Origin of the sequence: Bartonella sp. HY328, from assembly GCF_025449335.1 — a bacterium.
GTDB lineage: Bacteria > Pseudomonadota > Alphaproteobacteria > Rhizobiales > Rhizobiaceae > HY038.
Window position 1 is genome coordinate 262,512 of sequence record NZ_CP104883.1, and the last position, 24,808, is coordinate 287,319.

Below are 24,808 nucleotides of genomic sequence, written 5' to 3' on the forward strand. Positions count from 1 at the left end.
AAAGCCAAGTGCTAAGATCGCTAACAACTGCGCACAAATACGTTATTTTAAAGCTATTTGCTTTTCTTTATCGCTAAACAAGCCAATTTGACCTTTTGCAACAGTCAAAAATAGAAAAAGCGGAAAATACATCCCGCTTTTAAAAATCTTATAAAATAACTTAACTGCTTTTTTTGCCAAAACGCTTGCGTTCATTTGGATCAAGATAAAGCTTGCGCAAGCGAATAGATTTTGGTGTTACCTCAACCAATTCATCATCCTGAATCCATGACAAAGCGCGTTCAAGCGTCATGCGGATTGGCGGTGTAAGCTTAACAGCTTCATCTTTACCAGCTGCACGAATATTGGTAAGTTTTTTGCCCTTAAGAACATTAACTTCCAAATCATTATCGCGTGAGTGGATACCGATGATCATGCCTTGATAGACTTTTACGCCTGCATCAATAACCATAGGACCGCGATCTTCAAGGTTGAACAACGCATAGGCAACAGATTCACCATTATCATTGGAGATAAGAACGCCATTGTTACGACCAGAAATTTCACCCTTAAATGGTTGATAATCATGGAACAAACGGTTCATAATAGCAGTACCGCGTGTATCGGTTAAAAGCTCTGACTGATAGCCGATAAGCCCGCGTGTTGGTGCATAAAATACCATACGAACGCGATTACCACCCGATGGGCGTAATTCAACCATTTCGGCCTTGCGTTCAGACATTTTTTGCACAACCGTGCCTGAATATTCTTCATCAACGTCGATAACAACTTCTTCGATTGGTTCAAGAACATTACCATTTTCGTCTTCTTGCATAACAACGCGTGGACGCGAAATGCTAAGCTCGAAACCTTCACGGCGCATGTTTTCAATCAAAACAGCAAGCTGCAATTCGCCGCGTCCTGAAACATAGAAAGAATCCTTATCATTGGATTCTTCAATCTTTAACGCAACGTTGCCTTCTGCTTCTTTAAGCAAACGGTCACGAATAACACGACTTGTTACCTTATCACCTTCAGTACCAGCAAGCGGACTATCATTAACGATAAAGCTCATTGTAACAGTTGGTGGATCAATTGGCTGTGCGGTTAAAGGCTCAGTTACAGCAGCATCACAGAACGTATCTGCAACGGTACCTTTTTGAAGACCTGCAATTGCGACGATATCGCCGGCAACACCTTCTTCAATTGGTTGGCGCTCAAGACCACGGAAAGCAAGGATACGTGAAATACGGCCAGTTTCAACAAGTTCGCCAGTCTGTGACAAAACTTTGATGTTTTGGTTTGGCTTAATGCTGCCTGAATGGATACGACCTGTGATAATACGACCCAAGAAAGGATCTGCTTCCAAAAGCGTACCGATCATGCGGAATGGGCCTTCACCAGTATTGGGTTCAGGAACATGGCGTAGAACAAGGTCAAATAATGGACCAAGACCTTCATCTTTTGGACCCTCTGGACTTTCAGCCATCCAGCCATCACGGCCTGAACCGTAAAGAACAGGGAAGTCAAGCTGCTCGTCAGTTGCGTCAAGGGCTGCAAAAAGGTCAAATACTTCGTTGATCACTTCTTCAGCGCGCGCATCTGGACGGTCAATTTTATTAATAGCAACAATAGGACGTAAGCCAACTTTCAAGGCTTTACCAACCACAAATTTGGTTTGTGGCATTGGGCCTTCAGCAGCATCAACAAGAACGATAGCGCCGTCAACCATGTTCAAAATACGCTCAACTTCACCGCCAAAATCGGCGTGGCCTGGCGTATCAACGATGTTAATACGGGTATCTTTCCAAACAACGGAAGTTGCCTTGGCAAGAATGGTAATGCCGCGCTCCCGTTCAATGTCGTTAGAGTCCATCATACGCTCTGTTGTGCGCTGATTGTCACGGAATACACCGGACTGTTTTAGAAGCTCGTCAACCAGTGTCGTTTTGCCATGGTCCACGTGAGCGATAATCGCGATATTGCGCAATTTCATATGATAATTCTTCTTTTTGTTCGTGGGATTGGAGAAAATAACCGTTAATTCGGTTAACGTTCGAACACAAGCGCAATACAGCTTTTTTTTCTTAAAAGAAAGAGGGCGAGCGCCGCTTAAGGTTCATAAACGAATTCATCCCAGAAAAGAATTATATTGGCTTGGGTGTTTCCATACATCATTTTATGCTTGTAATAAAGCAATTTTTTTCAATACTTGTTGTTAATCTATATTTTAAAGCCATTTTTCATACTTTTAGTAAAGCTTTGACCTTTTATTAGGATAAAAACAAGCTTATGTCTAAATGAAAATGTCAAGTTGATTGATTAAAAAATCTAGCAATGAATTAGTATTGAATAGGAGCCAAGCTATGAGCGATCAAGCACTAAGCCTAACAAAACTAGCCCATGGTGGTGGTTGTGGTTGTAAATTGGCGCCGGCGGTTTTGCAAAAAATGCTGGTCAATCAACCAAAATTTGGGCCGTTTAATGGTCTTGTCGTTGGCAATGAAGCAAGCGATGATGCGGCAGTCTATGCGCTTGATGACAATAATCTTATCATTGCGACAACTGACTTTTTCATGCCAATGGTTGATGATCCTATTATGTTTGGACGCATTGCTGGTGCCAATGCAATATCGGATATTTATGCTATGGGTGGGCGGCCATTAATGGCACTTGCCATTCTTGGTATGCCAATTGATAAATTATCTCCTCATAGTATTGCAAAGATTTTGCAAGGCGGGCAGGAAATAGCAGCCGAGGCCGGTATTGCGGTTGCTGGCGGTCATTCGATTGATTGTCCTGAGCCGGTTTATGGCCTTGCAGTGATTGGTAGTGCAACCCCTAAAACCTTGCGCCGTAATGATACGGCACGAGCTGGTGACACATTGCTTTTGTTAAAAGGCTTAGGGGTTGGTATTTATTCGGCTGCCTTTAAAAAAGCTGCGCTAAGTGATAGCAATTATAATGAAATGGTCCAATCCATGACCAAACTTAACACAATTGGTATGGAACTTGCCAAAATGGATAGCGTTCATGCCATGACCGATGTGACCGGCTTTGGTATTCTTGGTCACGCCCTTGAAATGGCGCGAGGCTCTAACTTTGAATTGCGTTTGCACTTTGATAGGCTACCCTTTTTAAGTGATGCGTTAAAGCTTGCAAATGAAGGTTATATTACCGGAGCATCAAAGCGTAATTTTGATAGTTATGGCGATGCTATCCGTTTTGAAAAAGCCTTGAGCGATCATCAAAAAGCGCTGCTTACAGACCCGCAAACCTCTGGCGGTCTTTTGATCGCAGTAGCCCCAGAAAATGCCAAGGATGTTATGGCATTGGCTCTGTCGAGCGGTTATGAACGCGCTAGCATTATTGGTGAAGTGGTAGAAGGTAAGCCACAGATCGTTGTTTTATAAATATGTTCCACTCTTCATCACCTCATTGGCGATGAAGAGTGAAATTTTTGGCATTTACCAAAAATCGGGCAAGGATTCTTGCAAACGTGGGCCAATGCGCACGGCAGCAATTTTTTCTGCTAAACCAGTGCGGTCAGATATTTCAACGGCTAATCCGCAAATTGTTGCAGGGCCAGAAGCAGGTTCATAGCGCCCACGCGGCAATTTGGTTAAAAAGCGGTTTAAAGGTTCTTCCTTATCCATGCCAAGCGACGAGTCATAATCGCCGCACATGCCAGCATCCGACATATAGGCAGTGCCGCCATTTAAAATTTGCATATCAGCGGTTGGTACATGGGTATGAGTACCAACAACAACGCTGGCACGCCCATCAAGAAAATGACCAAAGCACTGCTTTTCGCTGGTTACTTCGGCATGGAAATCAAAAATAATTGCATCAGCCTGCTCACCAAGCGGGCAAGCGGAAACAATTTCCTCGGCTGATTTAAAAGGATCGTCAAGTTCTGGATGCATGAAAACGCGGCCCATAACATTGGAAACCAATACCCGTGCGCCATTTTTGGCAATGAATAGGCCTGAACCTTTGCCAGCTGTACCGCGCGGATAATTGGCTGGGCGCAAAAATCGCTCAGAGCGATTGGCATAAACAAGGGTTTCCTTTTGGTCAAAAGCATGATTGCCGGTTGTGACCACATCGGCACCCGCTTCAAGTGTTTCGAGATAAATTTTTTCGGTAATGCCAAAACCAGAAGCGGCATTTTCACCATTTACCACAACAAAATCAAGCTTATAATCAGAAATTAAACCAGGAAGGCGCTCATAAACAGCAGTGCGACCACACCGCCCCACCATGTCGCCCAGAAATAAAAATCGCATAGATACGCTTTCAAAGGTTATTATAGCATTTCCAGCAAAGTTTTTTTCAACCTTACATTTGGACAATGCGCCAAAATAAATAAGTTAGAGCACGACATTGTTTTGACAATGAAAAGATGTGTTCCAAAATGCTTGAACATCTCTATAACTTATATTTCAGCTTTTTAAAAGTGCGCTTATAATCGGCAAATAAAGCTATGCAATATAAGGCATTGTCCTCCCCCCTAGGAAATTAACAAACATAACGCACTAACTCGATATTTTTTTATGAATATCTATAATAAATCAAATTTATTTAATACTTTTTTTAAATCCTCACATGATTTATTTATAAGGTTAGGTGTTAATGAAGCTATACCTAATAGTAAACCTTTTTGGCAATTTTTTTCTGCATACCATGGCGAAAGAGGGGAAGGTGCTAAGCCATAAGTTAAACACTCGTTTGAAATATCGATGTCATTGCAATGTGATTGGATAGGTAAAATTGCAGAAAGACCTGCTATGGATTGATTGCTAATCAAGGGGCTTAAATGTTTTATAATCATATCACGATTTGCAGCATATAAACGTTTTAAGCGTCGTAAATGACGTATGTAATGCCCTTGATGCATAAAATCTGCGACTGTTAATTGTGTTGTGATGCTTGGCTGTGATGACAGACACATCGCTACCTCTGCGAATAAAGCAGCTTGTTGAAGCGGCGCGACCACAAAACCAATGCGAAGTGATGGTGTTAGTGTTTTACTGAATGACCCGATATGGATTACGCGACCCGTGCGGTCTAAAGAAGCAAGGGCAGGTGCAGCACGACCTTGTAATTGTAAGTCGCTTAGGTAGTCATCTTCAATAATCCAAGCTTGTGCTTGATTTGCCCAGTCCAGGATTTGTAAACGCCGATCTAAAGATAAGCTCATACCAAGAGGTGCTTGTTGTCCCGGTGTTATGATAGCCAGTTTTGCGTCTGGCGCTTTTATTATTCCCTCATCCACAAAAATACCTTGATTATCGACGCTAATCGGTTCAATTATTAGCCGTGCTAATTCTAATCCTCGGCGTGTTAATGGGTAACCAGGTTCTTCCACCCAGGCTTTTTTGTTCTCAAGTCCAAGTGCCATCAATACCAAGCCAAGGCCACCTGAATAGCCACTAGTAATGATAATTTGGGTGGGGTTACATTGAATACCGCGTGTTATGGCAAGGTGACCTGCAATTTCGCTTCGTAGTTGGTACAAACCTCGTGGATCTGGATAGGCAGGTGCTTTTGCAAATTGATTGCGTGTCTGTTGCGCGCCAATGCGCGTAAATAAAGTGGCTGGAAAAGCATTTTTGGACGAAACACCTAGCTGAAAAGGAAGGGGGGCATATCCGCCCCTTTGCTGCTGAAGTGGTAATATAATTTCTTGTCTATGCTGGTCGTTATTTAGCATAGGTATTAAGGGCAGATCAGCTACAAGGGTACCTTTTGCTTTAGAAGACAAAATAAGCTGATCGGCGAGTAGTTTTTCATAAACCAGCCTTACCGTGCCACGAGATACACCTAATTGCGCGGCAAGATCGCGCCATGATGGTAGTCGCGATCCTTTAGGTAAGACACCATTATTTATTGCCATTTTAATAGCTCTATAAATTTGCTCGTTAAGCGTAAGCTTTAAATTTCGATCTAGCTTTAAGTCGATTAGGTGCAGCATCTTGAGTGGTACATTCCTATTTGTCGTTTTTGGTGCTTTCTAAATTTTATATAAGTATTAGGTTAAGTATTAAGGAGAAATAATATGAACTTCAAATCTATTTTATTTGCAGCAATTGCAGCATTAACATTTTCTACAAGTGCATGGGCATTAAATCCTGGTGAAAAAATTGAACAAAATTTCAATCAACCAATTCCAAATGTACCAGGAAAATCACTTATTGCTTTAGAAGTTAGTTATGAACCAGGTGCAGAAACAGCGCCTCACTCACACCCAAATTCAAGTTTTATCTATGCATATGTTGTATCTGGCGAAATTGAATCACAAGTTAATGGTGGCGAAGTACGAATTTACAAAGCCGGCGAAAGTTGGTCTGAAGCTCCTGGTTCAAACCATCAGATTAGTCGTAATGCGAGTAAAACAAAACCCGCAAAATTGCTCGCAGTGTTTGTTGTCGATAGTGATGAGAAATCACTGGTAAATGAAATGAAACATTAAATCATTTTGAGCGACGAAAAAATATTGTTTTACCCCCAATGGAAACAATAAAAACAAGCACAGTGAGCCAAATGGTGAGAAAGCATGATGCATTCTCACCATTTGGTTTTTTTGCATTTTTAGACAAGACAAATTTAATATGTCAAATTAATCGTAAGTTAAAAAAATTATAGTTTGCCAAATATATTGGTTTTTTAATACCAAATTTTTAACGTCGACTTCTTTTCTTACCACTATTTTCGTCAAATAATGCTGCTAATTGCTCGGTAATGGCACCTGCTAACTCTTCTGCATCAACAATGGTAACAGCACGGCGATAATAACGGGTGACATCATGGCCAATACCAATAGCAATAAGTTCGATTGGCGAGCGAGTTTCTATCTCCTCAATGACACCGCGCAAATGCTTTTCTAAAAAATTTGAGGGGTTGAGGGATTGCGTTGAATCATCAACCGGAGCACCATCAGAAATCATCATCAAAATGCGTCGATGCTCGCTGCGGGCTAAAAGACGCTGATGCGCCCAAATAAGCGCTTCTCCATCAATATTTTCTTTTAGTAACCCCTCACGCATCATCAAGCCAAGGTTACGCCTTGCACGCCGCCACGGTGTGTCAGCACTTTTATAGATAATATGGCGCAAATCATTTACACGGCCAGGATTGGTGGGTTTGCCACTTTGCAACCACGCCTCTCGCGATTGGCCGCCACGCCATGCTTTGGTCGTAAAGCCAAGTATTTCAACTTTAACGCCGCAGCGTTCTAAGGTGCGGGCAAGAATGTCAGCGCAAGTGGCAGCAACTGTAATTGGACGACCGCGCATAGAGCCAGAATTATCTAAAAGTAGAGTAACCACCGTATCGCGAAATTCGGTATCACGCTCACGCTTAAAGGATAGAGGCTGGGCTGGGTCAATGACTAAGCGTGTCAAACGTGCCGTATCAAGATAACCTTCTTCAAGATCAAAATCCCATGCGCGATTTTGTGCCGCCATTAAGCGGCGCTGCAAACGGTTGGCAAGGCGGCCGACAATGCCTTGTAAATTAACTAATTGTTTGTCTAAATGGGCGCGTAGCCTTTCCAGCTCTTCCTCCTCACAAAGTTCCGTTGCTTCTGCAACATCATCAAATTCGTGAGTGAAAACTTTGTAATCCCCTAAATGCTCAAGGTCAGCCAAGGCATTTTGTGGCCTTTTAGTTTCACCTGGTTGCATTTCTGAGTCAAGATCTTCGGTTTCAGATGCTTGCTCATCAGAATAATCAGCGGCCTCCATTTCGCCGTCTTCAGTCTCTTCAGAGCCTTGTTCGGCATTTTCGCTTTCGCCGCTCTCAGCGTTTTCTGGATTATCAGCTTCGCCCTCCTGATCCTCTTCTGATTGGCTCTGATCTTCTTCATCACCATCTTCTTCAGGATTTGGATCGTCGCGTAATTCATCGCTAAGGTCCATGGCGGTTAGCATATCACGAATTGCTCGACCAAAAGCATTTTGATCATTGAGCTTATCGGTCAAATTTTCAAGATTTTTACCGGCGCGCGCTTCTACCCAGTCGCGCCAAAGATCAACCAATGGGCCAGCCTCAACCGGGGCTTTGCGGCCGGTTAGTTTTTCGCGCACCATTAAAGCAAGTGCTTCGGCAAGTGGCGCATCATCTTGGGATTCAAGGTCTTTGTAATTGGCACGGGCATAACGATCGCCAAGCATGGCATCAAGATTATCTGCCATACCATCCATCATTCGCGCACCAATCGATTCAATACGCGCTTGCTCCACCGCATCGAAGATCGCGCGGGCATCATTTCCTTCAGGGGCTAATTTTGCATGAACAGAGGCATTATGCCATGCTTTGCGCAATGACATAGAGTCGCCAAGGCCGCGTGTGATGTGAATATCATGCACTGTTGGACGGCGGGATAAATCGGGCAGCCGCGCGGTATCACCACTTAAGGATGGGCGATCATTGGTGAAGGTCACATTCAGTTCATGGTCGGCGGCAACAGCGCGCATTGTTGCGCTAATTGCACGCTTAAATGGCTCACTATCAACAGGCTTTGTCCTATTTTCGCGGCTATTATCTCCCAATGGTGCTGCCATGATTTTGCGCTTTTCTCTATTCTAAACAAAGGCTTATAAAGCTAAAATTTTAAGGGGCTTGGTTAAATAAGCCCCTTTGCCTATCACTGTTTTATGCAAAAACGGTATTGACGATCGAGTCTGGAAGCTCTTCGCCAAAGGCACGTTGATAAAACTCCGCAACGATTGAGCGTTCAAGTTCATCACATTTGTTTAAGAAGGTGAGGCGGAAAGCAAAACCAATATCCTTGAAGATTTCAGCATTTTCTGCCCAAGTAATAACCGTTCTAGGGCTCATCACTGTTGATAGATCACCATTGATAAAGGCTTGACGGGTAAGATCAGCAACGCGCACCATGCGGCTAATAATATCGCGGCCATCAGCTTGGGTTTTGAAATATTTAGCCTTTGCAAGAACAATGGCCACTTCATTATCATGGGGCAAATAATTCAAGGTAGTGACGATTGACCAACGGTCCATTTGTGCCTGATTGATTTGCTGTGTACCGTGATAAAGACCGGTTGTATCGCCAAGGCCAACAGTATTTGCCGTTGCGAAAAGACGAAATGCTGGATGGGGTGCAATGACGCGGCTTTGATCAAGCAAGGTCAAACGGCCAGAAGATTCAAGTACACGCTGGATAACAAACATCACATCAGGGCGACCTGCATCATATTCATCAAAAACCAAGGCAACATTATGCTGGTATGCCCAAGGCAAGATACCATCTTTAAATTCGGTTATTTGTTTGCCATCTTTAACCACAATGGCATCCTTACCGACAAGGTCAATACGGCTGACATGGCTATCAAGATTAATGCGCACGCAAGGCCAGTTAAGGCGAGCTGCGACCTGTTCAATGTGGGTAGATTTACCTGTGCCGTGATAGCCAGACACCATGACGCGGCGATTAAAGGCAAAACCAGCAAGAATAGCAAGGGTGGTTTGGCGATCAAAAAGATAATCAGGATCACTTTGGGGCACATAATCATTGCCTTGTGAAAATGCTGGCACTTGCATATCTGTATCAATACCGAATACATCGCGGGCAGACACAGTAATGTCGGGCAAGTGCATGGTCGATTGATTATCCTCTTTCATTCTCTTTAATGCCTCCTTGGGCGAAAAATGATTTTTCCGCTTTATGATAAATATAGTGTTTTAAAAAACTATATTTAGTTTCATCTGCAAAAATATTGCAATAATTTGCCTTTTAAAACGCTTTGTTTCAAGAAAAAAATTAAAAAAACAAAGCGAAAAGCCCATCATAATCTGTTGATAGGCAGTTTTTAGATTAACTGGTTATACCAGAGCAAGGCATAAACACAACGCAGAAAATGCCGCATTTGTTACAAATATGGCATTTCATAGTTGGTGATACTAAGTTTTAAAAAGGGATATCACATTCAATGATTTATAACCATGTCTTATGGCTGCGTGTAATTGATAATTTGCAAATTTTTAGCCAAACATGCGGCTCAAATTAAAATGGCAATAATATTGGCACAAGGATAAGTGTGACCAACATTGTTAATAAAGAAAAAGGCACACCAAATTTTACAAAGTCAATAAAGCGGAAATTACCCGGCCCTTGCACCAAAGCATTTACCGGTGATGATACTGGCGTCATAAAGGCGGTGGAAGCAGCAAGTGCAACCGTCATGGCGAAGGGTAAGGGCGACACACCCATTTGCTGAGCAAGGCTAATGGCAACAGGTGCCATAAGAACAGCCGTTGCCGTATTCGATATGAACAGCCCCAATATAGCTGTGACAATAAATAAGCTTGCTAGAATAAGGCGCGGCTCGCCTTGACCTGCAAGCGAAAGCACAAAATCAGTTGCTAAAGTAATACCGCCGGTTTTTTGTAAAGCCAGTGAGAAAGGCAACATGCCTGCAATTAAAACAAGACTTTGCCAATGGATAGAGCGATAGGCCGCATCAAAATCAATACAACGTGTTAATCCTAAAAATAGACAAACCAGCAAAGCTGCCAATACATTTGGAATAATACCGCTAACCATTAAAGCAATCATCAAGCCAAGGCCGATAAGCGCATAGGGCGCGCGGGTAGGGGCTGGTGTTGCATCATCAATTTCTTCAGGTAAATCTAAAACAACTATATCATTGCCGTAGTTAGTAAGGCGGCGAATATTGCGCCATGGCCCAATTACCAGTAAAATATCACCCATTTTAAACGCTATGTCAGCAACGCTATCACTTACGGCTTTGTTGGCGCGTTTCATGCCAACAATGGAAAGGTCAAAACGCTTTCTAAATTTAACGCTGGCTGCGGTTTCATTAATTAAAGCCGAGCTTGCCGGTATCATAATTTGTGCCATGCCAAGTTGCTGGGTACTATCGGCAAAATAACCACTAGCAAGCCGCATTTGTTCAAGCTTATAGGCACCGCAAAGACTGGCTACCGTCTCATTTTCTGGCATATTGACAACATCAAGCAGCAAAATATCATCTTGCAATAAAAGTGTATCAGGGCGCGGTGTGACCAATTTTTTGGTAAGACCAGAGGTGCGCTCAATCGCCAAAATATTAACACCATTAGCTTGGCGTAGATCGAGTTCCTCCAATGTTTTGCGAATAAGTGGCGAGTTTTTTAAAATTTTGATCCGCGCTTCACGTTGATAAAGCTGATATTCTTCAACCCAATCGGCAATATGCGGGCGCTGGTGGGTTGATTTTGTCTTTTGTTCTGTTCCTAAAAATTTACGGATAAGGAACATATATAAAATGGCAAGGATCAAGAGTGGCAACCCAAAAGGCGTAAAAGAAAAGAAACTAAACGTTGGAAGGTTATGGCGAACAAGTTCACTTTGGACGACAAGATTAGGTGGTGTGGCAACAAGGGTTAGCATACCACTTAATAAGGCTGCATAGCTTAGTGGCATCATCAAGCGGCCAGCAGCTAAATGGGTTTGTTTCGCGATGCGCAAAACAACCGGAATAAAAATAGCAACAACACCGGTCGAGCTCATAAAAGCGCCAACACCTGCCACAGCCACCATTAAAAATATGAGCAGTTGATTTTCATTAGAGTTTGATTTTTTGAGCAACCAATCGCCAATATATTGAACGATGCCCGTGCGCGCTAATGCTTCACCAACCACAAAAAGCAAGGCAATAAGGATAACTGCAGAATCTGAAAAGCCCGATAGTGCCTCGTTGACCGTTAATATACCGCTTAATGGCAAGGCGCAAATCATAATAAGTGCCACTGCATCCATGCGCGGCTTATTGAGCGCAAACATAACAACTGCAAGAGCTAGTAAAATAAGGACAATGCTTAAATCTTGGCTCATAAAAAGTAGCCTTGATGATGTTGGGTAACACACCCTTTAAAAATAAACCCAAACAAGATAATAGATGTTTTGGCAATGATGTTTTATTTATAGCTCAAAATATTTAAGAATAAATTGATAGCATCAATATTTATGCCAACTTTCAGCTCTCAATCATTGTGCAAACAGTTCTTGCCAAATATTTTATCACCTTTGTGAGTATTAATTTATTGGAATACTGATTGACATCTTTTAATTCTTATTTTCTCTCACCTACTTTAAATAAAGTCATAAAATATTGGGGCTGACCCTAGATAACTTCAATTATCTAAGGACAGCCCCGTAATGATAGGCGTGGTAATAAGGGGCATTTAACCCATTAAAGCATATTTAAAAACTGCTTAAAACGTTCTGATTTGGGCTTAGCCATTATTTCACTGGGATGCCCTTGTTCCTCGATAAGCCCCTTATAAAGATAAATAACTTGTGTTGATATTTCACGTGCCAAGGCCATTTCATGAGTTACCATCACCATGGTACACCCATCATTTGCCAATTGTTTAATAACTTGAATAACTTCGCCAACCAATTCTGGATCAAGAGCCGATGTTGGTTCGTCCATTAAAATTACCTCAGGTTTCATCGCAAGAGCCCGTGCAATAGCTGCACGTTGCTGTTGACCGCCTGATAATTGCAATGGATATTGATCTGCTTTTGCTGAAATCCCAACCTTTTCCATAAGAACCTTGGCATTTTCAATCGCTTCATCTTTTGAAATACCAAGAACCTTGGTCGGGCCTTCAATAATGTTTTGTAAAATGGTTTTATGAGACCACAGATTGAAACTTTGAAAAACCATTCCTAAGCGGGTGCGAATATGCTGCAATTGCTTTTTATTCGCCGCATATTGTTTACCGTTTTTTGCCAATTTTGTTTCAATAAGTTCACCAGCTACACTGATCTCGCCAGTGTCAGGTGTTTCAAGATAATTTATGCAGCGCAATAATGTTGTTTTGCCTGAGCCACTACTGCCGATCAAGGAAATGACATCCCCTTTTTTTGCTTCAAAAGAAACGCCTTTTAGCACCTCAATATCGGCAAAGCTTTTATGAATATTTGTTACTGTTAATGCTTTGACGGTCATTTTATGCTCCCGATTTAATTATAGGCCAATTTATTGGAATGTTTTTATTTTTAAATGTGCAGACTTATTGAGACCTATAGCGCGTGAAATGTCTTTCGAAATGTGAGATTGATTTGGTCATTATTAAAACAACAACAAAATAGATGATACCAGCAGCCACCAATGGCTCTAAAGATAAGTTAAGGCTACGCTGTAATTCGCGGGCGGTACCCATTATTTCCATAACCGTAATTGTTGAAGCAAGTGCCGTTGATTTGAGCAAAATAATCAAATCATTGGTTAAAATCGGTAAGCATTGGCGAAATGCGAGCGGCAGAGTAATGCGCATCAATATTTGATAGGAACTCATACCGATGGCTTGTGCTGCCTCTAATTGCCCACGACCAACTGATTTTATAGCGCCGCGAATGACCTCGGCAGTATATGCGCCTTGGTTAAGACTAAGCGCAACAAGTGCATACCAAAGTCCTTCACGCAAATAAGGCCACAAAAACGTATCATGGACTGGCAAATTTGGTAAAAGCTGTCCTACGCCTTGATAGATGAGATATAATTGGACAAGCAAAGGAGTGCCGCGAAACAAAAATGTGTAAAGGGCGGTTGGTTTTGATAGCAGCCAATTGCGCGAATTTAAATTGATACCGCCAATCGTTCCAATTAGAAGCCCAAACAAACCAGCAACGAAAGTTAGAAATAAGGTGAGTGGTAGGGCGTGCAAAAGAATAGGAATAAATTCTATGACGCGTCCAAAGAAAACGCCGATGCCACCTAAGAATGAAATATCAAATGATTGCTGATCCATATCAATACCCACGATTCAAGTGTTTTTCTAAACGCATGATAACGACAATAGAAACAAGCGTGATGACTAAAAATAAAAACGCGGTAAAACCATAAAAAAAGACATATTCCCGTGTTGTCGAGGCGGCACGATAGCCCGTATAAAGCAATTCTTGGAACGAGCCTAATACCGAAATAATCGCGCTTTCCTTAATGATCGATAACCACAAATTACTCATACCTGGTACGGCGTGACGCATCATTTGCGGAAATAAAATGCGTGTAAATATCTGCCATCTGCCCATACCAATGGATAGAGCTGCTTCAACTTGGCCATTGGGTATGGCTTGCAGGGACGAACGTAAAACCTCGGTCATGAAGGCGCCATTGACGAAGGCAAGGGCAATAATAGCTGCCCAAAACGGGCTCAATTGAAATTCGTCACCCACTAAGTTGCTTTGTTTGAGCAAATTTTCAAGGCCGGTCGCAACAGCAAAATAGAGCAATAAAACCACTAGCAATTCTGGTAGGGATCTAACAATGGTTAGATAAATATTGGCTAAAACGCGTAACATCTTGTTTGAAGAAAGCTTAGCGCTAGCGGTAATCAATCCAAACAAGAAAGAAATGAAATATGCGACGAATGATAGTTCCAGCGTTAAAATAAAGCCCCAAAAAAACTGTTCGCCCCAGCCATCGTTACCCCATGATAATAAATGCAGATATTTTTCCATCATACACCATTTACGAACATTAAATAACAAAACGTCATTCCATATCCCCTTTTTATAGTGATAAAGCTCAGCATAGAGGCATAATATTTTATTTTTTTCTTTGAATTATGCTTTTAGCGGCTAATATTTTTGTTTCTTAATTTATTAAAATGCACATGATATTGCCTACTCTACAGCGGCACTATCAACCCATTTATCTTGAATTTTTTTAAGCGTGCCATCATCAGCAAGCTCTTGTAATGCCTTATTGACAATATCTAGGGTCTTTTTGTCACCCTTTTTAATTGCATAGGCAACACCTTGCCCCAACATAACATTATCAGGAATAATGAGTTTAATTTCGTAATTTTGCGCAAACGGCGTTTTTAGAAAATCTTGCGAAAAAGGCAATGGTGCAAGCATATAATCGGTACGCCCTGCAACAAGGTCGGCGGCGTTGTTATCAGCCGTATCATAACTCTTTAAATGTACATTGGGTAAATATTTTTTCATGTATTTTGATTGCACACTAGCAACCTGCACACCGATAATTTTACCTTGCAAACTATTCTGGTCTAAAATATCGCCTTTTCCATCTTCTGCTTTTATCGTTGCAATTACGGTTTGGTCTTTTTTGGCACCAACAACGGCTGTACCTTCAACAAAATAAGGCGTACTAAAATCGATGGTTTGGGCACGTTCTTCAGTTACGGAAAAAGCACCAATCGCAAAATCGATCTTTTTTTCATTTAAGGAAGGAAGCAAACCATCCCAAGCCATGGATTTAAATTGGCATTTTACTTCAATGCGCTCACATAATGCACGCGACAAATCGGCCTCTAAACCAATCCATTCGCCATTAGAGCGCACTGCCGTAAAAGGCAAATAAGGCTCAGGCGTCATGCCAAGCCGCAAAGGATTGTCTGCATAAGCAAAATTAGAAAAAAGAGAAAATATAACGAGGCTTAAAAACTTAATTTTCATTGTTTGACCTCCCAATCGATTACAATACTTCATGTTTTATTAAGTATTTCGATAAAAATACTCAATAAATTAACATGTAAAATATCCAAATAATAATATTTGCTGTCTTATTATTCTTTTTTTGCAAATATTACTGTATCGTGATTTTTAAAAACCACGATACATTTTTTGATTAAACAAATTTATTACAAGAGATATTTTAATTTTTAAACCAACGCAGCGACATGCAAGATAAGCCAGCATCAATTTTGCCGATTTCAGTGGTTTTAAGCGGCACAACATTATAGCCATGGCCGATTAGCAAATCGATTGTTTTTGGGAAATCCGATCCAACAAATACGGTATCGTTAACCCGTAATGCGTTTGCCGCAGCTTCTTCACCCTCTGGCACAATAATTTGACGGAAACGCGAAAACACACCAGAAGCGGCTAAGCGTGCAGTGGAGAAAATAGTTTCATCATCGAGCAAAGAACAATCAGTTTTAAAATGAAGCACGCCTTTAGGTGTTTGAACAACTTCACCCTTTTTGCCCAATTTTGCGAGTGCTTCGATAAGATCTTCGGCGCCTTTTGCATCAGTTCGTGCAGATAGGCCAATCATAACGGCATGGGGCGCGTTGAGAACATCGCCGCCATCTGCATAACCATTTTCGGGCAAACGCAATACCGTATCAAACATTTTTTCAATTGTTGGTGCAATTTCTTGCACTTCATTGATACGCGTTTCAGCGCCTGGGCGAAGCAAAATTGCGCCTTCACTGAAAACAAGCGCTGGATCTTCAACAAAGATTGCATCTGGAAAAGCTTCAAGTGCAGGCAATACGGTAACATTCACGCCAGCAGTTTTTAGTGCTTCGATATAAGCATCATGTTCAGCCTTAACACCTTCATAGGTAGGATTACCACGATCATCAGCACGCAAACCATTAACGACCGAGCGTGAAGGCTCGCGGACAATCACTGAATTGAAATTATAAACACTTCTAGTATCAGACATTTAGAACCCTTTTCCTTATGTGGCTGTATAAATTACTTAGAGTAATTATTAGCAAAACTTGTATTGTGAAGGAATAGCATGTCACATCTTTGATTTTTTAGATCAATCTTTAATATATTTTTTATATTCTAATTGATTATTAAATATTGACTAAAGCTATAATTGTATAATTTTTATATATCTTAAAATATATTTTTTTAAATTATCGCTTTTTAAATAAAATCGTCAAATTATAATCATTTAAGACTAAAAAATAAATCTTAATTGAAATAAATTCTTAATGTGACAACGGCCTCCCACTCCTCCTGAATTTATTATGTAATCAGACTACAGTTATAAATTTTTATTTAAAATTGTAAAAATGCACAAATATTTGACAAATTTTATAAAAATTTCTATGGGTGGATATACAAATTTACTAAAAATGCAATCACTAATGGCCTTATTTTAACTATTTTTTTTAAATATGAGTAGAAAAATCATAAATTGATTTTCTCATCTTATTTAGCCATTGATTTTAAACTAATATTTCAAATGTTTCTATTGTAGTGATTCATCAAAGGCAAATGGGGCACTTATGGTATCAAAAGTGTTAGAAATCAAAAAATGCTAGCTTGATCAATACTAACTAACACTACTTAATAATAGACTGGTTTCGCTATTTAAAACGCCATCAATAGCGCGAATTTCGCCAAGGACACGGTCAAATTCGGCTAGGCTTTCTGTCGTTATGTTCGCCACCAAATCCCAATTACCATTTGTTGTATGTAAAGTTTGTATTGCGGCAATACCGCGCAATTGGCGTATAACTTGAGTGGTGGATTTACCAACAACTTCAATTAACATAATGGAATGAACAGCATTTGCATCATAATCATCACGAACGCGAACTGTAAAATTACTGATTGTGCCATTGTCAACCATACGATCAAGACGATTTTGGACAGTACCACGCGAAACCTTCAAAATATCCGCCAATTTTGCAAGTGGTGCGCGTCCATCTTGCCTTAACAAGGCAATTAAACGACGATCTAACTCATCGGGAATATATTTTGAATAAAGCTGAATAGATGAGTTTTTGTGCATTTTTACAATCTCAATATAAAAATTTATAATTTATTGACGAAATTTTATAACTCTTTGGCATTTTTTACAAATATTTTTTATTTTAAAAATGGTCAAGCCTTTAATCGACTCAAGCGGCAAATCACAAGCTTTGAATTGGTTAAGGCAAAAATTGGGAATAAAAGCATAGATTGGCGTTTTAAAGCATAAATACTTTAAGAGTGCCCATCATATGCGTATCAAAATATTGAGGAGTTATGATGAACAAGACCACCCCATCCGATAAGGCGCTCGTCCCTTTTGTAAGCGTCGACCATATGATGCAATTGGTTCATCATATCGGCATCGAACAAGTTTTAATTGAATTATGCGACACGATTGAAGAAGATTTCAAGCGTTGGGAAAGCTTTGATAAAACGCCTCGTATTGCTAGCCATTCTAAAGAAGGCGTTATTGAACTAATGCCCACCTCAGATGGCGTTATTTATGGTTTTAAATATGTTAATGGTCATCCTAAAAATATGAAAGAGGGTTTACAAACCGTTACGGGTTTTGGACTTTTAGCCGATGTTGCAACCGGCTATCCTATTCTTTTTACCGAAATGACCTTATTGACCGCTTTACGTACTGCTGCAACATCAGCATTAGCGACACGTGCTCTTGCACCAAAAGGCGCAAAGACCCTTGCAATGATTGGTAATGGTGCGCAATCAGAATTTCAAGCTTTAGCCCTTAAAGCTATTTGTGGTATTGAAAATGTCCATCTTTATGACATTGATCCATTGGCCACGCAAAAAGCCTACCGCAATCTTAAAAATAGCGGCTTAAATATTGTTGCATGCGATAGCGCCCAACAAGCTATTGAAGGCGCTGAAGTCATCACAACTTGTACTGCGGACAAGCAATATGCCACAATTCTTACCGATAATATGGTGGGTGCTGGCGTTCATATTAATGCTATTGGCGGTGATTGTCCGGGCAAAACCGAACTTCATAAAGACATTTTGCTGAGAGCAGATACTTTTGTTGAATATCCACCACAAACCCGTATTGAAGGTGAAATTCAACAAATGCCAGCAGATTATCCAGTAACCGAATTATGGCAAGTTTTAACAGGTCAAGCCACTGGGCGTAAAGATACACGCCAAATTACGCTGTTTGATAGCGTTGGCTTTGCTATTGAAGATTTTTCGGCGCTGCGTTACCTCCATAATAAAATCAAAGATACAGATTTTTACGAAGATCTTGACATTTTGGCAGATCCTGATGATCCTCGCGATTTATTTGGCATGTTGCAACGCGCGAATTAAAATTTTAAAACCGCAAAATATTGTGTCTTATAATTTAACTTTATTAAATTATAAGACAAATTTCTACTTTCCATTCGGCATTGACTGCAATGAGCCTGCATCTCTCATGTATAAAATGCTAAAAAATTTCATCTTCAATTTGGAGGAAGCGGCATGAGCCGTAAACAATCATTTTCCGTTCAGGCTCCTGCAGCCGTTGTAATGATCCGCCCCCACCATTTTACAGTAAATACTGAAACAGCGGCTGATAACAGTTTTCAAGCCAAAGGTACATTTGACGAAACATTGGCGCCTGCTGCTTATAATGAAATCACCAAAGCAGTTGAACAAATGCGCGATGTCGGCATTACCGTTCACCTTTACGAAGATGAAGGGTACAAAACACCAGATTCTGTATTTCCAAATAATTGGTTTTCTACCCATGCTGGCGGCTATATTGCCATCTATCCCATGAAAGCAGCAAGCCGCCGTCTTGAACGCCGTTACGATATTATCGAGCATTTAAAGCGTGATTATCGTGTGCAAGAAGTTGTTGATTATTCAGGACTTGAACCTGATGGACTATTTCTTGAAGGCACTGGCGCAATGGTTCTTGATCACATTGATCGGGTGGCATATGCAGTTAAATCCGATAGAACAGACCCGATTGCGCTTGAGCGTTTTTGTACGCACTTTAACTTTGAACCAATGACGTTTAATGCCGCAGACGAACATAATACGCCAATATATCATACCAATGTGCTGATGTGTATCGCGACAGAATTTGTCATGATCGGTCTGGACATGATTACCGATAAGGTAAGAGCTAAAGAAATTATTACGCGCTTTGAGCAATCTGGCCGCAGTGTCATCAATTTAACGTCTGAGCAGATCCATCAATTTGCTGGCAATGCAATTGAGTTAAAGGGACGTGACGGGCGGTATTTAACATTATCTGGCACGGCATATCGTTCACTGACACCAGAGCAGATTGCTGTTATTGAAAAAAGTGCAACACCGCTGGTTCTAGAAATACCAACAATTGAGCAAGCTGGCGGCTCGGTGCGCTGCACTATTGCTGGTATTCATTTATCACAGCGCAGCTAGAGCGCATTTCGATCTGATTGGATCAGATCGGCGCTATAATCGATTGTTTACACTGCGTTTTTCCGAAAACGCTTCACATTTTTCGGAAAAACGCTCTAATATAACTCTCACTTCACAAGTTGAGATCAATTAAAAGGGCTGAAAGTAAGGGCTATTTTTATGAAATAGCTTTTTACTTTCACCTTGTTAAATTGTGTAATTTTTATAATCCAAGCTCAAATTTAAATGACACATGCATCATTAAATGGATTGTAAGACCAAAATATCATCTGCCAATAAAAATGCTGCTATGGTGAAAGAATTAAGCTGTGATTTGCGCGGCTTCAATGAAGCGTTTGCGGCCAAGATAACCAGCACCATCATCAATATCGGCAATAATTGCCGCCCTTAAAGCTGCACTATCTTTCTTTTCAAGAGCTGCCAAGGCTTCCTGATGATGATCAACTGTATAGCTTTCCGATAGGTTTTCAGTAGCTTCACGCATAAATGGCCCAAGGCGCAGCCAAACAGATTCAATTAATGGCAATAAAACCGCGGCTGAGCGCTTTTGATATAAATAGCGATGAAAGGCAAAATTCTTTTCGATGCCAAGCTGGATATTGCCTGTTTCATAGGCTTGGTTGATTTCCTGATCAATACTGCGTAAGCGTGCTAAATCCATAAAGTCAACAAATGGTAATGCGCGTTCTGCCGCTAAAGTTTCAAGCGCAATACGGGCTGCAATAATCTCGTCAAATTTATTGGGATCAATATCAGGAATGCGCACACGGCGATTATCAAGGTTTTCCAAGGCGCCTTCTGCAACCAAACGATGCAATGCTTCACGAATGGGGGTTGCACTCACATCCAGCAAATCTGATATTGCCTTAACAGTCACTGGCTGGGCGGGTGGAAAATGCCCAGTCATAATTGATAGGCGTAGTGAGCGGTAAACCCATTGCTTAATGGTCTCATCGCTGTGCTTTTCATCTTGCAAAAGGTTTAACCCTGGCTTCTTTTTCATTGCTTTTCCTTGCCCGAATTTAAAATTGAGCTTTTTTTAATTATGCCAGACATGAAACTAGAAAATATCTTAACCACACACCGGTAAGTTGTTTTATTACCCGCAACTATAGTGACTTTGAAGCCTTTTTATGAAAAACGGCTTCAAAAGGATAATTGCGTTAAGATAGTTTATTTTGCTGAAAAAAGTCTAAAATTTCATCAGCAATAGCACCGCGAGAAAGGTTTTGTTCCGTTGGCTTAACCATTCTATCTTTAACATTTTGCGGTAGAACTTGCCCGCGTTCATGATATAGGGCTTCGTAAAAACTCGAGCTGAATTCTGGATGGGGCTGAAAACTCAAAGCTTTATTGCCATATTGCAGCATAGCAAATTGACAAGCATCAGCTGACCCGATTACTTTTGCGTCTTTTGGTAATTCGACAACTTGATCTTGATGCCAAGCAACAAGATTTTGCGCTTCGCCGTTATCACGCTTATATTCGATTTGCCCTACCGACCAGCCACCTTGAAATTTTTCAACCTTGCCGCCAAGAGCTTGCGCAATAGCTTGATGGCCAAAACAAACACCAACTAAGGGCCTACCGCTTGCATAAATTTCGCGGATAAGATCAAAAAGCGGCGGTAACCAATCATGATCTTCATAAACGCCAAATTTAGAGCCTGTGATGAGCCAACCATCAGCCTCGCCAATTGAAGCGGGAAAAATACCATCAACAACGGGATATTCAATGAAATCAATATTTTTGCTTTGCAATAGCTTGACAAATAAGTCATTATAATCGCCATATTGCGGAATAATGTCGCTAGGTGCATGTCCTGTTTGTAAAATTCCAATCTTCATTGGCCTATTCCTGATTGTGGTAAGAGCTTTTTGACATTTAACTAGGTCAAAAAGCTCATATTATTAGCGGATACATTCTCCATTCGAAAATTCGAAATGCGAAGTCTGCAATCTAACTATTCTATACACCTAATTTGTCGCGTATGCCATACCACCAAGCTCCAAGAGCTGTAAGTGGCACACGTAATAATTTGCCACCTGGGAAAGGCAAGTTTGGCAATGATGCCCATACATCAAAGCGTTCACTGTGACCGCGCACTGCTTCCCCTAAAATTTTACCCAAAAGATGCGTTGTGGTAACACCATGACCACTATCACCATGAGAAAAATAAACCGTATCGGATAATTTACCGATATGAGGAATACGGGTTAAGGTCAATGCAAAATTCCCGCTCCATGCAAATTCAATTTTTGCACCTTCAAGCTGAGGAAAGGTTTTAAGCATATTGGGGCGAATAACTGCTGTAAGATTGCTTGGGTTTTGTCCACCATAACCAATACCACCTCCATAAAGCAGGCGATTATCAGCGGTGCGGCGATAATAATCCAAAACATAATTGGCATCTTCAACGCAGTAATTAGCTGGCAATAGACTATCGATCAAATCCTTATCTAAAACCTCTGTCGTCATTACCTGACTGGATACTGGCATCATACGGCCACCAATTTCAGGCAAAAGACTTCCAATATAGGCATTGGCACAAACAAGTACATATTTTGCCTTAATCACGCCTTTACTGGTGCGCACAACAGGATTTGCTCCAGTATCAACACTGGTAACCCGTGAGTTTTCAAAAATCTTGCCGCCTTGCGCGCTTACTGCTGCCGCCTGACCAAGCACTAAATTCAGTGGGTGGATATGGCCACCGCGACGATCAATCATACCACCAACATAGCGATCACTATTGACATATTTGCCAACATCGCTTTTAGAAACCATTTCAAGGCCGTCATTGCCATATTGTTTCCAATTGGCACGGTTTTCTGCCATGCCTTTTACTTGCTTATCAGTAAAAGCTGCAAAAAAACCACCATTAACAAGGTTACAATCAATATTATATTTCGCCACCCGCTCGCGGATAATATCACCGCCCTCAAGGGACATAGCGCCAAGTGCATTGGCCTTTTCTTGTCCATAACGCTTGGCGATAACCATTAAATCACGGCTATAACCATTAACAATTTGGCCACCATTACGCCCTGACGCACCATAGCCGATACGATCACCCTCAAGCAAGACAACTGAAAAACCGTTTTCAACCAATTCAAGCGCGGCTGAAACACCGGTAAAGCCTGCACCGATTATACAAACATCGGTGGTGATTTCACCTTCTAACTCAGGATGAACAGTCTTGTCATTGGCGGTTGCGGCATAATAAGTTGCGGCATGGCCTGGATTAGAAGTAGTGTTGAAATTAGAATTTGTTGTCATATCATACTGTCCTTATATAGGCATCATATTCAACATCGGTTACACGCAAGGCAAATTCTGCCATTTCTTGTCTTTTACAACCGGTAAACAAATCACGATACTTGGGGCCAAGGGTTGCATAGGCAAAACTTGATTTTGCAAAAAGCTGTAAGGCATAATCCCAATTGGTTGGTAGCGGTTCATGGGCAATATCATGATCATCACCATGGATTGGACCACCTGGATCACGGCGGGTTGTCATGCCTTCAAGCGCTGCCGACAAAATCATCGCAAGCACGAGATAGGGATTGGTATCAGCGCCAGCAACGCGGTGCTCAATACGAGTAGCTGCTTTACTTGCAGTAATAACACGTACCGCAGCTGTGCGGTTATCATAGCCCCATGATGCATAGGTAGGCGCGTGTTCACTCGGAGTGAGGCGGCGGAATGAATTGGCGTGCGGCGCAAAAATTGCAATACTATCTGCCATATTTGCCAAAAGACCACCAACAGCATGCAATAGCACTTCCGATGGGCCGGTATCACCAGCAAAAACATTTTTGCCATTTTCATCAAGTAGTGAAAAATGCACATGCATACCATTGCCAGCCTGAGTGCCATATGGTTTTGCCATAAAGGTTGCATCAAGATCATGCTTGCGCGCAACACCCTTAACAATACGTTTTAGCAGCACAGCAAAATCAGCAGCCTTTAACGCATCAGGTACGTGATTAAGGTTGATTTCATATTGACCAGGGCCATTTTCACGCAAGGTCGTATCTGCAAGCACTTTTTGTGCGCGGCACGCTTCTGAAATATCATCAAAAACATGCTCATATTCTTGCAGTTCAGCAATGGAAAGCACTTGTGTTTGGCCGGTATGCCAACGACCATCACGTGTATTTGGTGGACGCACAGGATCCAATGCCGAACGAATAGGATCGATAAGATAAAATTCAAGCTCGGTGGCAACAACTGGAGTTAGTTTCAATTTCTTGAAACGCTCTAAGACATTAATCAAAACCTGACGAGGATCAGCATAAAAGCCAGTACCATCACGGTTTTGCATGCCTAAAATTACCTGTGCGGTTGGCCGTTCCAACCAAGTAACACGTGACAAAGAATCGGGTGAGGGAAAGCACATGCCGTCAGGGTCACCAGTACCTGTTGCAAGACCTGCATCATTTACGTCTCGCCCCCAAACATCGAGCGCATAAACCGAGCGCGGCATAGCCATGCCGTTTACCAAAACATCCAAAGCGCGTTCACGCGGTATCCATTTACCGCGCGGTACACCATTAACGTCAATAACGAAGGCCTCCAATACACGCAAATCAGGATTTTCTTCTATAAATTTTTTTGCTTGAGCTTCATCAATCATAATACACCAGTACGAAAAAGATAATTTTTAAAAAGGAAAGCGTTTTATAACCTGAAGCCGCGCTAATCCTCGCCAGCGCGATTTTGGTTCCAACGGATTTTTACAGGTTGCAAGGCCAAAGATTGTGATTGCATAAAAGACTGCACTTGCAAATTTTTATTATTTTTAAAAATGAACATCGCCATATGGTAAAGACTACCTGTAAAAGAGCTTATGCTTTTTATACAAGAAATGAGCTTGCTATACCCATAGTTTGGGGAGCAGAAAAA

20 protein-coding genes are annotated in these 24,808 nt (G+C 41.3%); 4 read left to right on the plus strand and 16 right to left on the minus strand.

The window, feature by feature from the left end; translation table 11 throughout:
• Nucleotides 1–160 precede the first annotated feature (160 nt).
• Nucleotides 161–1,975, minus strand: a complete 1,815-nt coding sequence (typA, locus tag N5852_RS01065; protein ID WP_262098535.1) for a translational GTPase TypA — start codon at nt 1,973–1,975, stop codon at nt 161–163.
• A gap of 370 nt (nt 1,976–2,345) precedes the next feature.
• Between typA and selD the strand changes: the two genes are divergently transcribed.
• Nucleotides 2,346–3,392, plus strand: a complete 1,047-nt coding sequence (gene selD, locus N5852_RS01070; RefSeq protein WP_262098537.1) for a selenide, water dikinase SelD — start codon at nt 2,346–2,348, stop codon at nt 3,390–3,392.
• A gap of 54 nt (nt 3,393–3,446) precedes the next feature.
• Here the strand turns inward: selD and N5852_RS01075 are convergent, their stop codons facing one another.
• Both N5852_RS01075 and N5852_RS01080 read right to left on the minus strand, forming a co-directional pair.
• Nucleotides 3,447–4,268 carry a TIGR00282 family metallophosphoesterase gene (locus N5852_RS01075; RefSeq protein WP_182418093.1) on the minus strand — a complete coding sequence of 274 codons (822 nt, stop codon included), beginning with the start codon at nt 4,266–4,268 and terminating at the stop codon, nt 3,447–3,449.
• A 275-nt stretch (nt 4,269–4,543) separates the two neighbouring features.
• Complete coding sequence (locus N5852_RS01080) at nt 4,544–5,878, minus strand: MocR-like pyridoxine biosynthesis transcription factor PdxR (protein ID WP_262098538.1); 1,335 nt, start codon at nt 5,876–5,878, stop codon at nt 4,544–4,546.
• A 162-nt stretch (nt 5,879–6,040) separates the two neighbouring features.
• On the opposite strand from N5852_RS01080, the gene N5852_RS01085 reads away from it, so the two are divergent.
• On the plus strand, nt 6,041–6,454 hold the full coding sequence (locus tag N5852_RS01085; RefSeq protein WP_262098539.1) for a cupin domain-containing protein: 414 nt from the start codon (nt 6,041–6,043) through the stop codon (nt 6,452–6,454).
• Nucleotides 6,455–6,662: 208 nt separating this feature from the next.
• Here the strand turns inward: N5852_RS01085 and cobT are convergent, their stop codons facing one another.
• The 9 genes from cobT to N5852_RS01130 all read right to left on the minus strand — a co-directional run bounded on the left by cobT (nt 6,663) and on the right by N5852_RS01130 (nt 17,525).
• Complete coding sequence (gene cobT / locus N5852_RS01090; RefSeq protein WP_262098540.1) at nt 6,663–8,546, minus strand: cobaltochelatase subunit CobT; 1,884 nt, start codon at nt 8,544–8,546, stop codon at nt 6,663–6,665.
• Between the two features lie 91 nt (nt 8,547–8,637).
• Nucleotides 8,638–9,627: a cobaltochelatase subunit CobS gene (cobS, locus tag N5852_RS01095; protein WP_262098541.1), complete on the minus strand. Its 990-nt coding sequence runs from the start codon at nt 9,625–9,627 to the stop codon at nt 8,638–8,640.
• 382 nt (nt 9,628–10,009) lie between these two features.
• Complete coding sequence (locus tag N5852_RS01100; RefSeq protein WP_262098542.1) at nt 10,010–11,842, minus strand: SLC13 family permease; 1,833 nt, start codon at nt 11,840–11,842, stop codon at nt 10,010–10,012.
• A gap of 358 nt (nt 11,843–12,200) precedes the next feature.
• Nucleotides 12,201–12,965: an ABC transporter ATP-binding protein gene (locus tag N5852_RS01105; RefSeq protein WP_262098543.1), complete on the minus strand. Its 765-nt coding sequence runs from the start codon at nt 12,963–12,965 to the stop codon at nt 12,201–12,203.
• Between the two features lie 64 nt (nt 12,966–13,029).
• On the minus strand, nt 13,030–13,767 hold the full coding sequence (locus tag N5852_RS01110; protein WP_262098544.1) for an ABC transporter permease: 738 nt from the start codon (nt 13,765–13,767) through the stop codon (nt 13,030–13,032).
• A gap of 1 nt (nt 13,768) precedes the next feature.
• Nucleotides 13,769–14,509: an ABC transporter permease gene (locus tag N5852_RS01115; protein WP_262098545.1), complete on the minus strand. Its 741-nt coding sequence runs from the start codon at nt 14,507–14,509 to the stop codon at nt 13,769–13,771.
• A gap of 135 nt (nt 14,510–14,644) precedes the next feature.
• Nucleotides 14,645–15,442 (minus strand): substrate-binding periplasmic protein, encoded by a 798-nt coding sequence (locus N5852_RS01120; protein WP_262098546.1) that lies wholly within the window; start codon nt 15,440–15,442, stop codon nt 14,645–14,647.
• 199 nt (nt 15,443–15,641) lie between these two features.
• Nucleotides 15,642–16,439, minus strand: a complete 798-nt coding sequence (locus N5852_RS01125) for a dimethylarginine dimethylaminohydrolase family protein (protein ID WP_262098547.1) — start codon at nt 16,437–16,439, stop codon at nt 15,642–15,644.
• A 624-nt stretch (nt 16,440–17,063) separates the two neighbouring features.
• A complete protein-coding gene (locus tag N5852_RS01130) occupies nt 17,064–17,525 on the minus strand; it encodes an Lrp/AsnC family transcriptional regulator (protein WP_262098548.1) in 462 nt (153 codons plus the stop codon).
• Between the two features lie 239 nt (nt 17,526–17,764).
• Here N5852_RS01130 and N5852_RS01135 point away from each other — a divergent pair, with 239 nt between their 5' ends.
• Both N5852_RS01135 and ctlX read left to right on the plus strand, forming a co-directional pair.
• The gene (locus tag N5852_RS01135) at nt 17,765–18,814 is read left to right on the plus strand and encodes an ornithine cyclodeaminase (protein WP_262098549.1); all 1,050 of its coding nucleotides are present in this window, start codon (nt 17,765–17,767) and stop codon (nt 18,812–18,814) included.
• A gap of 153 nt (nt 18,815–18,967) precedes the next feature.
• The gene (ctlX, locus tag N5852_RS01140; protein WP_262098550.1) at nt 18,968–19,900 is read left to right on the plus strand and encodes a citrulline utilization hydrolase CtlX; all 933 of its coding nucleotides are present in this window, start codon (nt 18,968–18,970) and stop codon (nt 19,898–19,900) included.
• Nucleotides 19,901–20,201: 301 nt separating this feature from the next.
• On the opposite strand, the gene N5852_RS01145 is transcribed toward ctlX, so the two are convergent.
• The 4 genes from N5852_RS01145 to N5852_RS01160 form a co-directional block, all read right to left on the minus strand.
• Nucleotides 20,202–20,903: a GntR family transcriptional regulator gene (locus N5852_RS01145; protein WP_262098551.1), complete on the minus strand. Its 702-nt coding sequence runs from the start codon at nt 20,901–20,903 to the stop codon at nt 20,202–20,204.
• 160 nt (nt 20,904–21,063) lie between these two features.
• Complete coding sequence (locus N5852_RS01150; protein WP_262098552.1) at nt 21,064–21,747, minus strand: type 1 glutamine amidotransferase; 684 nt, start codon at nt 21,745–21,747, stop codon at nt 21,064–21,066.
• Between the two features lie 121 nt (nt 21,748–21,868).
• Nucleotides 21,869–23,179: an NAD(P)/FAD-dependent oxidoreductase gene (locus N5852_RS01155; RefSeq protein WP_262098553.1), complete on the minus strand. Its 1,311-nt coding sequence runs from the start codon at nt 23,177–23,179 to the stop codon at nt 21,869–21,871.
• Between the two features lies 1 nt (nt 23,180).
• Nucleotides 23,181–24,539 (minus strand): glutamine synthetase family protein, encoded by a 1,359-nt coding sequence (locus tag N5852_RS01160; protein WP_262079310.1) that lies wholly within the window; start codon nt 24,537–24,539, stop codon nt 23,181–23,183.
• Nucleotides 24,540–24,808: the final 269 nt, after the last annotated feature.